Below are 15,248 nucleotides of genomic sequence, written 5' to 3' on the forward strand. Positions count from 1 at the left end.
GCTAACAACACCGGTAGCGCGGCATAAGTATAAGTGGGCGGCATTCAAATAGAACCGCTTAATCGGTGGGATTACATGCACAATCAGCGTTACCGCTTGCAGTGGCAGTCGCTCTCAATTTTCACAACACAGGAAAAAGCCGCTCATTGAGCGGCTTGGGGACTACACATCTGGAGATTTCAGGGTGTGTGCAGTATCTACTTTAAGCGGCATCACTTTGCGCTTGGTCGTCGCTGTGACGAATTAAGTAATCAAAGGCACCTAGGCTGGCACTGGCTCCAGCGCCCATGGCAATAATGATTTGCTTAAAAGGCGTGGTGGTGGCGTCCCCAGCGGCAAAGACCCCAGGCAAGTTAGTCGCGCCTTTATCATCAATCGTTATTTCACCAAAAGAGCTTAAATCCAGACCACTGTCTTTCAGCCACTCAGTATTAGGCACTAAGCCGATTTGTACGAATACGCCGGCCAAGGCTACATGCTGCGATTGTTGTGTTTCGCGGTCGGTGTAATTAAGACCGGTCACCTTATTGCCATCGCCAACAATTTCGGTGGTCGCCGCATTGGTAATGATGGTGACATTAGTAAGGCTTTGCGCCTTTTTAACCAGCACGTCGTCAGCACGTAAGGTATCGGCAAATTCAAGTACTGTTACATGCTCAACAATGTTGGCTAAATCGATCGCTGCTTCAATGCCTGAATTACCGCCACCAATCACCGCTACCGACTTACCTTTAAAGAGCGGACCATCACAGTGCGGGCAATAAGCAACCCCGTGGCCACGGTATTCACGCTCACCTGGCACATTCATTTCCCGCCAGCGAGCCCCCGTGGCGAGGATCAGAGATTTGCTTTGCAGTGTGGCACCATTATCCAAGGTGATGGCGCGGTTATCGCTGTCTAAACGCGCGGCGCGCTGATTATCGATGACATCGACATTATATTCTTTAACATGCTCTTCTAGCTGAGCTACCAGTTTCGGGCCCTCTGTGGCTTTGACCGAGATAAAGTTTTCAATGGCCATGGTATCGGCTACTTGGCCACCAAAGCGCTCAGCGACAATACCGGTGCGCAGCCCTTTTCGCGCCGCATAGATCGCAGCCGATGCACCCGCAGGACCACCGCCGACTACCAATACGTCATAGGGGTCTTTTTCATTCAATAGTTCGGCTTGGCGCGCCGCAGCTCCCTCATCGACTTTGTTAAGAATATCATTGAGGCTGATAGCGCCTTGGCTAAATAGCTCGCCATTCAAGTACACCGTAGGCACCGCCATGATGTTGCGCTGCTCGACTTCCTCTTGGAACAAGGCACCGTCTATCATGGTCACATTCACCTTAGGGTTCAAAGCCGCCATGGTATTGAGCGCTTGCACGACGGCTGGGCAGGTTTGGCAGCTCAGCGAGATGTAAATTTCAAAATTAAGGGCTTTATCTAAGGCCTGGATTTGCGTGCGTTGCGCCTCATCAGCCTTGGTTGCCACTCCGCCGCTGTGCAGTACAGCGAGCACTAATGAAGTAAACTCATGACCCATCGGGACCCCAGCGAATGTAATCGAGGTGCCTTGCTCGCCGAGTACTTGCATCGCAGGGCGTCGCGCTGCTTGGTGGTCTTGTCGTATACTAATGCGCGGGCTCAACTCGGCCAAATCGTTGGCCAAGGTGTCTAATTCTTTACTTTTGCTGCTTTCATCGAGGGCTAGAACCAGCTCTATATTGCCCGTCAATGCACTAAAATGGCTTGATAATTGATTCTTAATGGTACTGTCTAACATGGTTAGCCTCTTCAAGCGTTAGAAAAATAAGGCGGTGTTGCCACCGCCCGAGTGTTGCGATTTAGGCGTTATTAGATTTTGCCGACGAGGTCTAGCGAAGGTGCAAGCGTTTCTTCACCTGGCTGCCAAGAGGCTGGGCATACTTCACCGTCGTGAGTAGCGATGTACTGCGCCGCTTGTACTTTACGTACTAACTCTTTAGCGCTGCGGCCAATGCCTAGGTCGTGCGTTTCAACCACTTTAATTTCGCCTTCGGGGTTGATAACGAAAGTACCGCGTAGCGCTAGGCCATCTTCTTCAATCATCACACCGAAGTTGCGAGTGATTTTGCCAGTTGGGTCGCCAATCATTGGGAACTCAATTTTGTTAATGGTTTCAGAAGAATCGTGCCACGCTTTGTGGGTGAAGTGGGTGTCGGTAGACACTGAATAAACTTCAACACCCATTTCTTGCAATTGAGCGTAGTAGTCAGCCAAGTCACCTAGCTCCGTAGGACATACGAAAGTAAAATCCGCTGGGTAGAAAAACACGATTGACCATTTGCCTAATAGGTCTTGCTCGCTTAGCTCAACGAAGTCACCTTGGTGATAAGCCGTTGCGTTAAAAGGTTGGATTTTAGTGTTGATCAATGAGTTGCTCATAAATTACCTCATGTTGTCTGTCATCAGTTTTAAATAATTAGCGGCGTGTGCCGCTGCGGTGATGAATAAGATAGAGGGTGTGCTTTAATAAATAAAACAGATTGATTCGATTACAACCATCGATAAATGTGATTGACGCTTAAACTTACTGCGATTTCTTAGACCGTTAATGGCTTTTTCGCCTGAACTCGTTGAACTCTTTAACCTGCGCCACGTACAATTAGGAAAAGCATTTGCGCTGAGGTCTACTTTGTCTATTGCCCGTTATATCAATCATATCCAACTAGGTTATCTGGGATTACTGCCGTTTTTAGCCTTGGTTGGATGGAGCATGCTCAGTGGTCGCACTGAGTACGCTGGCACCATGTTCATATATTATGGCATCGCGATTATGAGCTTCCTTGCCGGTCAGTTATGGCGCCCCGGTGAGCAAAGCCATGGGCGCGCCATTGCAACCGTTATTCCCACTATCCCGCTGCCATTGTTGGCGTTGGGCAATGAGCTGTTCACATTGGCGTGGTTAAGTGCCAGTTTTTGGTTGGTGCTGGCCATTGAAGTAAAACAGCCGCAATGGGCTGAGCACCACAAGGACTATCGCAAGATGCGCTTTGTGCTTACCTCAGTGGTATTTGTGTGTCATTTACTGATGATTGCCGCCATGCTCGACAGACCTTAGACAGCTTCACAGCAATACAGTACACTGCGCGCTCTGATTTTTCGGTGAGATGGCCATGATTGACGATTTACGCAGTGCCCTTGAGCAGTTGGGCGAACAGTTCAGCGAAAAAAACGCCGCATTCAAGGTAAAGGTGGTGCCGTTTTTTTGCTCGGTACGCATTAAAAAAGACCATAAGCACGAGGGCACCCTGCACTTTTACGCCAACCAATTTATAGATGCGTGGTTGGTATGTTTGTTTATTTTATTTGGGGCATTAATTTATCAGCCTGAGCTTGGTCTTACCCACGGCCCTATCCACTTTGCCATTGCCGCTTTCGTGGCCCTGCGTTTAATTATCCGCCAGGTGGCTATTGAATCACTGAAAGCTCGGCTCTATTTATTGCAACCCCGCTCTAATGCCCCGCAGAGCCAAGAGTAATTATGTACTTAAGTGCTCAGTGGCGTATTTTAACGGTTGGCGACGGCGATTTAACCTTTACCCGGGCGCTTAAACGACGCTTTGCAGACGCCCATATCGTCGGCTCGGTGTATGACTCAGAAGCGGTACTGCGAGAGAAGTACTCCAGTCATGGCATTGATGAGTTACGCCAAGCCAAAGTACCACTGTATTTCAGCTTTGATGTGACCAATCAGGCCTGCTGGCAACGCCTTAGCACGGGCTTTGATGTCATTATTTTCCAATTTCCATTGCTCAGCCAACTAGGTTCTAAAAACGCCTTTGCTGCGGCGCAGCAACAAGGCGGCCTCAATACCTTGAATCGCGCCCTCTTACACCAATTTTTACGCCACGCTAGCGCCTATGGCCTAGCTAAACACGGCGCTGGGCTGTGCTATATCACCTCAAAAGACGTCAAGCCTTATAGTCATTGGGGACTTGATCACGCCCTGTGTACTGGTCTTGATATACAGTATGTCGGTGAGCAGCCCTTTAATATTGATGAATTCCCGGGTTACCGTATCCGTAACGTGGACCGCAATAAACATGTCAAAGACACCAAAGGAGTCACCTACAGCTACGCGCTGAACCCCAAAAACGTTGACTTTCCTTATCACCGTCCGCGCCATTTAGATGATACCAACTATTGCCCACTGTGCCATGCTGGGCCTTTTTGCAATGAAAAAGACCAGGCACAACACTTCGAGAGTCGTCAACACCAGCTTATGCTGGGTTATCAGCAACACTGGCAAAATTGGCTTGCGCACGCTTACAAAGATTATTCATGACTTGATGCTGCTGTTGCAATTTCGCCACTTCATGACATAACAAGGTTTTGCGCATTCGCAGTTGGGCTCGTTCCCACAATAACCAGGCACCGTCTCGTTGCACTAACGCTCGTTGCAGCTGAGTACGCAGTGCTTGGCGCTGCTCGGCGTTGAGTTCAGCGTAATATAAAAGGTAAAACTCAACACTGGTGATATTAACCTCTTTTATAAAGGGCCCATATTGTTGCGCCTGTTTTAAATACTGCCACACCGAATCGTTGATTCCGTCCAGAGAATAGCTTACTTTAGCCAACTCCAGCCAAGTATACGGCCAGCTCGGTCGCAAGCTCAGTGAGTGCAATAATTGTTCTTTAGCTGTTCGCAGTTCAACGCCATCCGCATAGCCATGCGCAAAGCCATACAATGATAGCTGCGCCTGAATCGTGTGGTATTGTGCATGATTAGGAACGAGCTCAGCAGCGCGCTGTAGACGCATTTGAGCGCGCATGTAATGGGTCGAGCCGACGGCTGGCTCCAACTCATTTTGTTGCAACTGCAAGTGCGACAGCAATGTTTTACCTTGTAAATAGGCAAGATTGCCCTGCAAGGCAGCAATGGAGCCCGCTGCCAAGCCGATACTGATCAGCATAAGCACGGTGGCTGCCAAGTGGCGAGGTGTTAACCGAGCTAAAATAGACCTTGGCATAGACGCCATGGGTTCTCCTTGGTGTAGCGTTGGGCCAGCTCCTTGCCGACCAGTTGCTCAGCCCGGTCACGGGCCTGCGCTAGGCGAAAAGGTCGGCGTTCGCAACTGTGGGCATCACTGGCTATCAGGTCAACGTCACCCTGCTCTAGCCACTGCACTGCGAGTTTTTCACTGTCATCACCAAAGTCCCCTAACAAGCTTCCTGCTGTCACTTGAATTAAGCATCCCAAGCGCTTAAATCGTGCCAGTAAATGTGGCTTCGCCTTAATTTCTCTATTGCGCTCAGGGTGCGGCAGCACCACTGTTAAGCCTTGGCGATTTAACCAAGTGATCAGCTTGTCGGCACCGAGAGGTACATGCGAGTGCGGCAATTCTAAGAGGATTGCGCGCTCTGGGCCTTGACCATGAAATAGCGCAATGAGGTCCCTGGCCAGGGCGGCCATAATTTGCGAGTCAATGCGCACTTCACTGGCAAAAGCAACGTGAATATCGAGCTGTTGCTCACGTATAGCTTGCTGCAACCGCGCAAAACTTTGCGCGACTGCGGGTTGGGTGTTGTCAAAGCGACCAAAGTGCAGATGCGGAGTGACAACCACATGAGAGATCCCTTGCGCCTTAGCTTGTTCGAGCATGGCGATACTGTGTTGCCACTGCTGCGGTCCATCATCTATCCCTGCCAACACATGGTTGTGAATATCAATCATAGCAAGCCTTACGTTGGTGCATTTGCTTGGGTATATCCATGGCTATCGTAGTAGCCATAATGAGCGTTATGACCCTGCTTTTGCTTGCCATTAACTTGGTTCAGCAGCACCCCACAAACGTTTGCTTTAGCATCAATTAAGCGGTGTAGCCCGGCCTTCACTAATCCCTGACGTGTCGACCCTGATTTAACGACATAGATCACTGAGTCACTGTGCTGGGAAACAACAAGCGCGTCACTCACCGCCTCTAAAGGTGCCGTATCAAGCACGATATAATCGTATTGCTGGCGCAAGTGTGCCAACAGGGCCTTAAAGTTTTCGCTACTGAGTAGCTCTAACGGATTAGATGGGATTTGCCCAGCACACAACACGTGAATGTTCGACTGTTCATCAACGTGAATGCACTCCTCGAGCTGCTGAGTGTTCGCAAGGACATTCGCCAACCCTGGCTGATAAGCCGGAAGAGAGAAGCGCCCAGCCAGCGAAGGACGACGCATATCAGCATCAATTAATAACACTTTTTCCATTTGCCCTAGCGAGAAAGCGAGGTTGATGGACGTGGTTGATTTCCCTTCACCCGGCACCGATGAAGTCACTTCAATCACTTGATTGTCACGATCCATCTGACTGAGTACCAGCGACGTTCTAAAGGTGCGCACCGCCTCCGCAAAAGCCAACTTACCTTTATCAAAGAAGGTGTGCGTTGGCAGCGGTTTACGTTTTGATGACGGTAAACTCGGCAACACCCCTAGCAGTCGCTGACCGAGCTTATTTTCTACTTCTTCAGCGTTGTTCAGCGTGTCGTTTAGCGCGTCGGTTAGAAACGCCAGCACGATACCGAAACCTAAGGTCGCAACGAAGGCCAATACGACGATTAACTTACGGTTTGGCTTCGCTGGATTCGTCGGCTGGTAGGCATAATCGGTAAACCGCGCGATTGGCGAATTGAAATCACTGGTGACTTCGGTCTCTTTTGAGCGCGATAAAAAGGTATCATAGATATTGCGGTTGGTTTCCACTTCGCGTTTGAGCTGGTGATACTCAGTTTCTTTACGCGTTAGCATTTGAAAACGCTGACGCAATTGCTCCACATCTTGCTGCAACGCTGACACCGTACTATTGGCGGTGCGCATCTCTTTTTCTAAGCCCATCACCAAAGAGCGAATTTGTGCCGATAAGTTTTCTTGCACAGTGGCAAGCTCCGCTCGCGCGGCAATCATTTTAGGGTGTTTAGGGCCATACACTTGTCGTAATTCACTCACTTTGCGCTGCGCGGTCACAACCTCGCGCTTCACATCTTGAATCACTTTGTGAGTGGTGATTTCGTTGATTGATTCCAACCTGGCAATGTCATCACGACCATACTCATCCACCACGCGCATAATCGCGTTGAGCTCGCTTTGGTTACGCTTCGCTTCCACCAATTGTTGCGCGGTTTGCTCTAATTCACGACGCACTAACCCCACAACGCCCTCAATATCAACTAAATCCTCACGCTCTCGGTAGCTTTGCAGCTTCTGTTCGGACTTATCCAAGCGCTCTCGCAGGATACTTAGGCGGTCGTTTAACCACCCCGAAGCCTGTTTAGCAATGCCCATTTTCGCTTGCATCGCATGAGTAATGTAGGCTTCACCAACGGCATTGGCGACATCAGCAGCCAGCGCCGGATCGCTCGACTCATAGGCGATAACCACCAACTGAGTTTTACGGATCGGATGAATACTTAGGCGCCGCGAAAACGCGGTGATAATTTTCTGCATTCGTTTTTCGTAAGCTTGCTGCGCATCAGCGGTGCTGGGCAGTGTCTGTGGCTTTTGTGGAATATATTGCTTCACCCATTGCTTAATATCATTCATAACCCAATTGAGCATGCTAGGCTTAGGTTGAAAATCTCGATGCTCAAGCAGGTTCAATTGCTCTATCACATCTCTGGCAATGGCTCTGGAGCGCAGAATCTCATACTGGGTTTGATAGTACTCTTTTTTTGAGGCATCTAGACCATAGACCTCTTCAAAACTGACCGCTTTACGCTGCTGCGCCTCAATAAGTAAGGTGGCGCTAGCACGGTATGAAGGAGTCAATTGCAGCGCCCACACCATAGCGAGGGTGGTAACTAAAATCGCTAAGAGCGCAATGCGCCACTTAAACTTGTTAATAACTTTTAAGTAATAGCCCAGAGTCACAACCTCAGCGGCGCCTGTATTGCGTGTTGCTGTTTTCATTCTCTACCCTGAAATTAGAAGAACCGTTGCTCTATTTTTATGGTGTCACCGGCGGCGACCTGAGATTGCAAAGACGCTTTACTGCGCTTTGCCTGTTGCTGCTGTTCACTGAGCAAAAAGATTTTGTCTGTGGAGGCTCGCTCAGTGAGGCCACCGGCCAAGGCGATAGCTTGATCCACCGTCAGTCCTGGTTGATAGGGGTAGGCACCAGGCTCTTCAACTTCGCCATGAATATAGAAAGGTCGGTAGCTGACCACTTGGGCGTAGACATTGGGCTCAACGAGGTAGTCGCCTTTCAAGCCACTGTAGATCAGCTGCTCCACTTCTTTTACTGTGAGTCCTGTCAAGGTAAGCTCACCCAAAAAGGGGTAGCTGACTACGCCACTTTTGCCCAATAAAGCATCTATATTAAGGTCCGGCTGACCAAACACTCTAATTTGTACTTGATCGCCCGGCCCGAGCTTATAATCGCTGTTGGCAACCGCCCATTGACTACATAGTGCCAGTAGCACTGCAGCTAGCCACCGCATTAACGACTCCCCATCAACGCAAACTGTACAGTCAAACCAATGCGATTGCGGTCAAAAGCTAAATCGTCGCGAGTAGAGTTGTCATTGCGCAGTTCGTAATAACTTGATAGCACCACGCTTGGGCTCAATGCGTAATCCATCGCCAAAGTGAGTCCGCGTAGCGAGTCTTGACGGCTTACACCGACGAACTCATCATCGGTGTACGAATACGCCACCTTAGTTTGCAGGTTTTCACGCCATTGGTGCACCCACTGCGCCTCGTAGAACGTCTCACGAACATAATCGCCTTCAACTAAAGGGTCGCGCGCACTGCGCGAAGTGGTAAAGCGGAAGTGGCTATAAGTCAGCGGCTGCCACTTAATCTTGGCCTGCCAGCTGACCCCAGAAAAGTTCTCACGAGCAGCATTAGCAAAATCCTTTTTCTGATAACCGACTTTGATCTCACCTTCAGTTAGCGCCGTTGCTTCCCAGCTGTACCCAGCATAAGCCTGATAATCATCGGAATCGCGAGTGACACCATTGATGTCAACAATATCGTAGCGATAGTTGTTTTGATGTACGGAGACGAACACGTCTGAGCGGGATTGTGAATTAAAGTAAAGTGTGGCGCCGAAATTTGCTTTGTCGTAGTCACGATACTGCGTAATGGTCTCAAAACGCGTGTAGTTTTTGTTGTAATAGCCCGCATCAAACTTAACACGGTACATCGCTGTTTGAGCGCCAAACTCATAGTCGGCGTGGTAATTTTGCTGCTCGTAAGTAAGCGGCTCAGCAAACGCGTTAGGTTGTCCTTCAGACAGACCTTCACCACGGCGCTCAACATTCCAATCAGCGTCAACACGCACATTGAAGCGATGACGTCGTGACGGTTCAAAGTGAGACAAGTAACCAATATGACCATCGGTATAATTGTCTGCACTACTTTGAATATAGGCCGCTGAACTTAACCGTGTAGTAAGCTGATGACGGTTAATGCCGTCATCATACGCCATCTCTAACTCTGGCGTGGCAGTGTAAATCATACTGCTTTGTTCATTGTCGGCCGTACTGAAAATATTATCATCGTACATCGCGCCAACACTGAGCTTGGGCGTTAATTCAAGGCCATTTTGGGTGATATAGCTGCCTGGCTTTGACATCGCTGCATGGGCTGTTGTCGCACTCAATAACGCTGCTGCCAGCATCGACTTCCTCATTATCCACTCCCTGATATTAATACGCATTTTTTCCAACGAAGCCTTTGAAAATAGTCATAAATATAATTTTTATATCAAACCACAAAGACCAACTTTTAATGTATTGGAGATCGAACTCCACCCGCTTTTCCATTTTCTCTAAGGTGTCTGTCTCACCGCGCCAGCCATTAATTTGTGCCCAACCTGTGATGCCTGGCTTAACCTTGTGACGGATCATATAAAACTCGACTTTCTTACGATACTCCTCGTTATGTGCCACAGCATGCGGGCGAGGGCCGACAATGGACATATCACCGAATAAAACATTAAAAAACTGCGGTAATTCGTCCAAACTGGTGCGCCTCAAAAACCCACCAATGGGGGTAATGCGTGCGTCGTTTTTCGTCGCTTGACGCACCACAGCATCGTTTTCCATCACTTTCATTGAACGGAACTTCCATACTCGAATACGCTCGCCGCCGAGGCCATACCGGTCTTGTACAAACAATACTGGTCCCGCAGAGGTTAATTTAATTGCAATTGCTATAGCGATAAGCAGTGGTGAGATGAGCAGTAGGATTAACGCCGCGACGACGATATCTTCAGAGCGTTTGATAAATTCTCGCGCACCTAAATAAGGCGACTCAAACACGCTTAGGGTATCAAACCCTCCGACATGGTCGATGCGCGCATGAATCAAGTTCGAGAGTAAAAAGTCAGGGACAAAGTGTACGTCAACAGTGGTATCCCCAAGTTGACGCAAGATATCGGCAATACGCTTGTCGGCTTTCATCGGCAGAGCAATGAACAGCACATCGACTTCACCTCGACGAGCAGCGTTGACGGCCTCACAAATTGCTCCTTGAACATGGAAATGCAACTGCTCGAATACTCTATCTGGTTGGCGGTCTTCAAAAAAGCCCACAAAATCAAAGCCCAGCTCATCATGCTGACTTATTTCCCTAAATAAATTGGCCCCTGACTCGGTCGCGCCAATAATAGCGACTCGTTTTAAGCTAAAACCAAGTTTTCGTTTATTTACTTTATATAAACGAATAAACAACCGCCAACTAAACAGAAATATAAATGAACTAAGAAACCAAATAAACAAAGTTAAACGTGACAAATTTTCACTAAACTTAAAACCAAAAGCAAAGATGAATAATGCACCACTTGCAATAACTAAAGAGAGCCAAGACCAGCTCACCATATGCTGAAACTTACCTGCTCGCCAACTGCGATAGACGTTAAAAACTTCCGCAGTGTAGAGGTAACAAATCATCAAGATAAGAAATGCTACCAGGTAATGCTGATCCAGCTCTACGCCACGTATAGAAGCGGCTATAAAGAGCCCAGCAGTGATCGAAAACAAATCCATCAAGCGGTAGAAAACACCGCTGGAGGTTGGGTTATTTTTAAATGTTTTATCGCTGGTCATGGGTGCTCCAAGCTTAAATTCAGCCATCCTAGTAACAGGTGAAATTATAATCCAAAATCTCACCAAGTAAAATAGATTTAACTAACTTATCTATAATAAACATTTAACCATGAACAACGGGTTAACTATAAGCGCTGTCATCTATTTGTCATGCGCTCTTTCATTAACAAATAAGCGAAGCGGCTATTGGTAACAAGGTAGCGCTTCCACATTCTTCCGGGTTCTTGCAAAACGCGATATAGCCATTCCAACCCCGCATTTTGCATCCACTTTGGCGCCCGCTTTACCTTACCGGCAACAACGTCAAAAGTGCCGCCAACGCCCATAACAAAGTTGACCCCGAGCTGGTCTTGCCAGCGGTTGATAAAGTTCTCTTTTTTCGGCGAGGTGATGGCCACAAAAAGTAGCTGTGCACCGGATGCCTTGATTTTCTCAACCACGGCCTGCTCATCATCCCAAAAATATCCGTGGTGATACCCTGCTACATTTAATTGCGGATTTTGCTTTTGCACCACCTCAGCTGTACGAGCCACCACTTCGGGTTTCGCGCCAAGTAAAAACACACTGAATTGTTGCTCGGCGCTCATTGCCAGTAGCTCATGGAACAGGTCAACGCCGGCGACGCGCTCTGGTATGTCATGACCACAGGCTCTTGCTCCCCACACCACACCCTTGCCATCAATATTGATGATGTCACAAGCTTTAACTGAGTCAGCGAGTTCAGCATCACGTTGCATATTGACCAACTTAGCGACATTAACCACCACGTGCTGAAGAAAGTGCCCGCCCTTAATATGATCGCGGATCACCGTTACCGTCTCCGCCATTGTGGCGCTATCCATAGGGGCATTTAAAAATTGAATTCTTTTCATGATTTCTCCTTAATATCCGGCAATATAGCGACTGTATCGCTTGCCGATAAGCCGTTGGCCAATAGTGAGCGCACCGCACGCAAGCGCAAGACACAGCGCCATTGCGACCACGGAGCTAAGTACATAGCTAATGTGTGCCAAGGGTTTGGTAAGTAGATACAACTCGTAGGTAAACAAGCCGTGAATAAAGAAGATGCCAAAACTCATCATCGCCAATTGTGACAGCGGCTTGAGTAAACTGGGATGCCGTTGCAACCACTGCTCTACACGGAGGTCGCTTAATAACAATAACAACATGCAACTGAGCATCGCTTTTTGCACAAACAGCCAATCAACAGCATAAAACCCTAAGCGTGGATGATGGGCATTGCCAAACTGCTGTAAATGCAGGCTTTGATATAGCCATACGCCAATAGCAGCCACAGCTAAGCTGACTATCAATGCTCTCGATACTGGTCGACAGCGCTGCAGCTTTTCACAGCTCAAACCCAGTAAAAAAGCAGGTAAGAAATAGAGTAAATTATGTGCGAGATGGGTCAGCTCTTGCGGACGCCCAATACGCATGGAGAGGTAGCACAAGGGGATTAGCACTAGGGCTTGCAACCACAGCGGCTGAGCATGATACCGTTTGAGCATTGGTGTAAGCGAGAACATCACCATAATAAAGGGCACATACCAAAGCGGGAATAACGCTCCCCCTAAGCCCACCTCTATAAGCTGATAGTCTTGGCAGTACAAACCTAAGGTGCATTTAGAATACGCTTTGGTAAGCGCCAATAAAGAGATGCACACAAAAGGTGGAATCAACAGCGCCTCTTTCTTGCGCATAAAATCAGTCCAGCGCTGCTTCGACCAGCTGATATGCGCCGCTAAAAAAGCAGACAAAGCAACAAAGAATACCGATGAGTTAGCGACCAAATTTTTATATAGATAGTCAACAGCAGTTTTGTCGTCGCCCATCAATGAGGTGTGCTGCGCGACGACCAAAATAATCGCCAGTGAGCGCATTGCGTCAATCCCAGCAAGTCTCACGCGGCCTCCTGCTCAACGAGGGTACGCTGCTGCACAAGCGCCAATTCACTAAAGCTGTAATACACCCAGGCCTGGGTCCAACGCATATAATTGACTTTATTGGTATAGCGTTTGCCTTTTTGATACACAAAACGGCCACTGCGCTGCTCGTAGAGCAACTCCACGCTGCGAGTGAGTATTTTATCCGCCAATGCCAGTTGCTCGGCATTGGGGTTCACCTTTAGCAAAGTTAATAGCGCCTGGCAGACGCTGTGCATATCCAGTGGGTAGGGATTATCGTGATAGTACTTCGCCGTGCCTTGGCTATCAAACAAGTGCTCAGTATAAAACTGCAAACCACGTTCTATCGCCGCGTCAAACTCTGTCGTTTGCAATTGCGAACGCACAATATCCAGCGCCTCGAGGTTATACCCGGTGTGAAAGCCGTCAATGAACTGATGATGATGACGTGTTCCATAGACCCACGCACCCTGCTCATTTTGTGCTTGTACTGATTGTCGCGCAACCTGCAAGGCTAAGTCGCCGTATAAGCTGTCATCATAGTACGCAGCGAAGGTGGCCACCCAAGCCGCAGCCCACAAACTGGCATTGTGTACGAATGCCGACTCACCTGGAATATAGGCAAAATAGCATTGCTCTCGCCCCTGTTCGTCCGTGGTCTGCGTATATAAATGGTTTACCATAAAGTGGGCGCTTTGCATTGCACACTGTGTATACTTATCTTGCTTCGTCACTTGCCCAAAAGCATGTAAGGCTTTGGCAACATACAGGGTAGTGATCACATTGGGCTTGCCTTTGGGCACATAAAACGCCCGGGCATTCCAGTCAAAATGATACCCCCAGCAAGGCGCTCCCCACTGCTGCTCATCGCATTTCTGCGTCAGTAACCAGTCGGCTAAACGTTGTGCCTCATACACATACTTTTGCTCACCACTGCGCTGATAATCATTCACCAAGCCTAAGATAAATAATGCCACACCTTTGGGGTTGCGTTTCTTGGGCACTAAGCATAAGGGCCTGAAGTTGATGGGCGAGCGTTTGAACAGCTGCGTCCATGCCAGCCCAAATACGCCCTTGCGCAATATAGGAGCAACAGAAAACAGTCGACTGTTCAGGCCATCAAAAGGGTCATAGCCGGCATAATCATCCGCTTGCGCTAAATTTAAAGTTTGCTGAGCCAGTGTGTGAGCAGTCTTAGTGTTCATCGTGTAGCTCCCGGTACAGGGCGTCTAACTGCGGGATCACCGCCTGCTTGGAAAAGTTGTCTTCAAAGCGTTGTTTCGCATTAGCGGCTAACCGCGCGTTAAGGCCACGATCGCCAATGGCATTGATGAGCAACTGGGCCAACGCTTTAACGTCACCGGCAGGACACATCAATCCGCTGTGTTGATGTTGCAAGGCGTCAGGTATGCCTCCGGCATTAGAGGCGACCACGGCTTTTTGCGCAGACATGGCCTCGAGCACCCCCATAGGGAAGCCTTCGTTGTAGCTAGGCAGGCAATAAATATCCGCTCGCGCAAGATAGTCGAGCTTTTGCTCACCACTGATCCACCCTAAAAAGCTAACATCCTGCTCTAATCCTAATTCAGCAACCTGAGCTTTAAAGGTGGCCATATCACCATCGCCACCGAGTGCTAAGCGTGCGTTAGGACACTGTTTTTTTACCTCAGCAAATGCCGCAATTAAATCTCCAACCCCTTTGCGCTGGCCTAGACGGCCCAAAAATAGAATCAATCCAGGCTCGGTGCGCTCAGTCCCTAATTGCAAAGAGTCCACGGCGTTGTATATCACTTGTACTTTACTGGGGTCATTAACTAAGCTCTCAACCCAGCTTTGCCACTGTGTGGAGAGCACAATCACCTTATCAGCGAGCTCGTAGGTATGACGAATATGGGCTTGTTTTTGGGCGTCACATTCGTTTTCGAAGAATTCACGAAATTCGGCGCCATGCAAATGCAACACAACCTTCACTCGAAAGCGTTTTAGCAATCTAATAAGCAGCGATTTGCGTTGATAACTGCCCCGCGATGCCATATGAATATGCGCCACCGCCACACGGGAGCTCAATAAAGTCCACGCTGTTTGGATATAGGCGAAGAGAAAAGTAAACAGCCGTTTTAGGCCCAACTTTGACGTGTCACGCTGATGGGTGGCGATATGCTTTACATGCCAGCGGGAGAAAAACCCCGAAGATTCCAACGTATGCAAGACCGTAGCTATACCGCCTTGGCCGCCTCGCGCGGTGGCTAACGTAATGTTTTTGTACTGTTTCATC

The 15,248-nt window shown here is 48.7% G+C and carries 15 protein-coding genes; 3 read left to right on the forward strand and 12 right to left on the reverse strand.

The genetic code is table 11. The features are described 5' to 3' along the window. Nucleotides 1-202: 202 nt before the first annotated feature. Entirely contained in the window at nt 203-1,771 is a 1,569-nt protein-coding gene (gene ahpF / locus W04_RS10820; RefSeq protein ID WP_053910830.1) for an alkyl hydroperoxide reductase subunit F, read from the reverse strand. Nucleotides 1,772-1,842: 71 nt separating this feature from the next. Continuing rightward, nucleotides 1,843-2,412: an alkyl hydroperoxide reductase subunit C gene (gene ahpC / locus W04_RS10825; protein WP_045978974.1), complete on the reverse strand. Its 570-nt coding sequence runs from the start codon at nt 2,410-2,412 to the stop codon at nt 1,843-1,845. Between the two features lie 256 nt (nt 2,413-2,668). Here ahpC and W04_RS10830 point away from each other — a divergent pair, with 256 nt between their 5' ends. From W04_RS10830 to W04_RS10840, 3 genes are read left to right on the forward strand one after another with little or no spacing between them, the layout of a single operon-like run. Beyond that, on the forward strand, nt 2,669-3,088 hold the full coding sequence (locus W04_RS10830) for a DUF3429 domain-containing protein (RefSeq protein ID WP_053910883.1): 420 nt from the start codon (nt 2,669-2,671) through the stop codon (nt 3,086-3,088). Between the two features lie 55 nt (nt 3,089-3,143). Beyond that, on the forward strand, nt 3,144-3,509 hold the full coding sequence (locus tag W04_RS10835; RefSeq protein ID WP_053910884.1) for a hypothetical protein: 366 nt from the start codon (nt 3,144-3,146) through the stop codon (nt 3,507-3,509). A gap of 2 nt (nt 3,510-3,511) precedes the next feature. Beyond that, nucleotides 3,512-4,315 (forward strand): Rossmann-like fold-containing protein, encoded by an 804-nt coding sequence (locus tag W04_RS10840; RefSeq protein WP_053910831.1) that lies wholly within the window; start codon nt 3,512-3,514, stop codon nt 4,313-4,315. Here W04_RS10840 and W04_RS10845 read toward each other — a convergent pair. The 10 genes from W04_RS10845 to W04_RS10890 all read right to left on the reverse strand — a co-directional run bounded on the left by W04_RS10845 (nt 4,251) and on the right by W04_RS10890 (nt 15,247). Beyond that, nucleotides 4,251-5,009 carry a hypothetical protein gene (locus W04_RS10845; RefSeq protein ID WP_053910832.1) on the reverse strand — a complete coding sequence of 253 codons (759 nt, stop codon included), beginning with the start codon at nt 5,007-5,009 and terminating at the stop codon, nt 4,251-4,253. The two genes, W04_RS10840 and W04_RS10845, sit on opposite strands and share 65 nt — an antisense overlap. Further along, nucleotides 4,982-5,704, reverse strand: coding sequence for a tyrosine-protein phosphatase (locus tag W04_RS10850; RefSeq protein WP_053910833.1), 723 nt, complete (start codon nt 5,702-5,704; stop codon nt 4,982-4,984). Before W04_RS10850 ends, W04_RS10845 begins: the two co-directional genes overlap by 28 nt. Before the next feature lie 8 nt (nt 5,705-5,712). Further along, nucleotides 5,713-7,926: a polysaccharide biosynthesis tyrosine autokinase gene (locus W04_RS10855; protein WP_053910834.1), complete on the reverse strand. Its 2,214-nt coding sequence runs from the start codon at nt 7,924-7,926 to the stop codon at nt 5,713-5,715. 14 nt (nt 7,927-7,940) lie between these two features. Further along, nucleotides 7,941-8,456 carry a polysaccharide biosynthesis/export family protein gene (locus W04_RS10860; RefSeq protein ID WP_022945851.1) on the reverse strand — a complete coding sequence of 172 codons (516 nt, stop codon included), beginning with the start codon at nt 8,454-8,456 and terminating at the stop codon, nt 7,941-7,943. Continuing rightward, a complete protein-coding gene (locus tag W04_RS10865) occupies nt 8,456-9,652 on the reverse strand; it encodes an outer membrane beta-barrel protein (protein ID WP_197275959.1) in 1,197 nt (398 codons plus the stop codon). Before W04_RS10865 ends, W04_RS10860 begins: the two co-directional genes overlap by 1 nt. 16 nt (nt 9,653-9,668) lie before the next feature. After that, the gene (locus W04_RS10870) at nt 9,669-11,069 is read right to left on the reverse strand and encodes an undecaprenyl-phosphate glucose phosphotransferase (RefSeq protein ID WP_053910836.1); all 1,401 of its coding nucleotides are present in this window, start codon (nt 11,067-11,069) and stop codon (nt 9,669-9,671) included. 137 nt (nt 11,070-11,206) lie between these two features. Continuing rightward, entirely contained in the window at nt 11,207-11,941 is a 735-nt protein-coding gene (locus tag W04_RS10875) for a WecB/TagA/CpsF family glycosyltransferase (RefSeq protein ID WP_053910837.1), read from the reverse strand. A 9-nt stretch (nt 11,942-11,950) separates the two neighbouring features. Further along, nucleotides 11,951-12,973 (reverse strand): acyltransferase, encoded by a 1,023-nt coding sequence (locus W04_RS10880; protein ID WP_053910838.1) that lies wholly within the window; start codon nt 12,971-12,973, stop codon nt 11,951-11,953. Continuing rightward, nucleotides 12,970-14,178 carry a hypothetical protein gene (locus W04_RS10885; protein WP_053910839.1) on the reverse strand — a complete coding sequence of 403 codons (1,209 nt, stop codon included), beginning with the start codon at nt 14,176-14,178 and terminating at the stop codon, nt 12,970-12,972. The genes W04_RS10880 and W04_RS10885 overlap by 4 nt, the downstream gene beginning before the upstream one ends. After that, nucleotides 14,168-15,247: a glycosyltransferase family 4 protein gene (locus W04_RS10890; RefSeq protein ID WP_053910840.1), complete on the reverse strand. Its 1,080-nt coding sequence runs from the start codon at nt 15,245-15,247 to the stop codon at nt 14,168-14,170. Before W04_RS10890 ends, W04_RS10885 begins: the two co-directional genes overlap by 11 nt. Nucleotide 15,248 lies beyond the last annotated feature (1 nt).

Origin of the sequence: Pseudoalteromonas sp. SW0106-04 (assembly GCF_001293805.1) — a bacterium.
Lineage (GTDB): Bacteria > Pseudomonadota > Gammaproteobacteria > Enterobacterales > Alteromonadaceae > Pseudoalteromonas > Pseudoalteromonas ruthenica.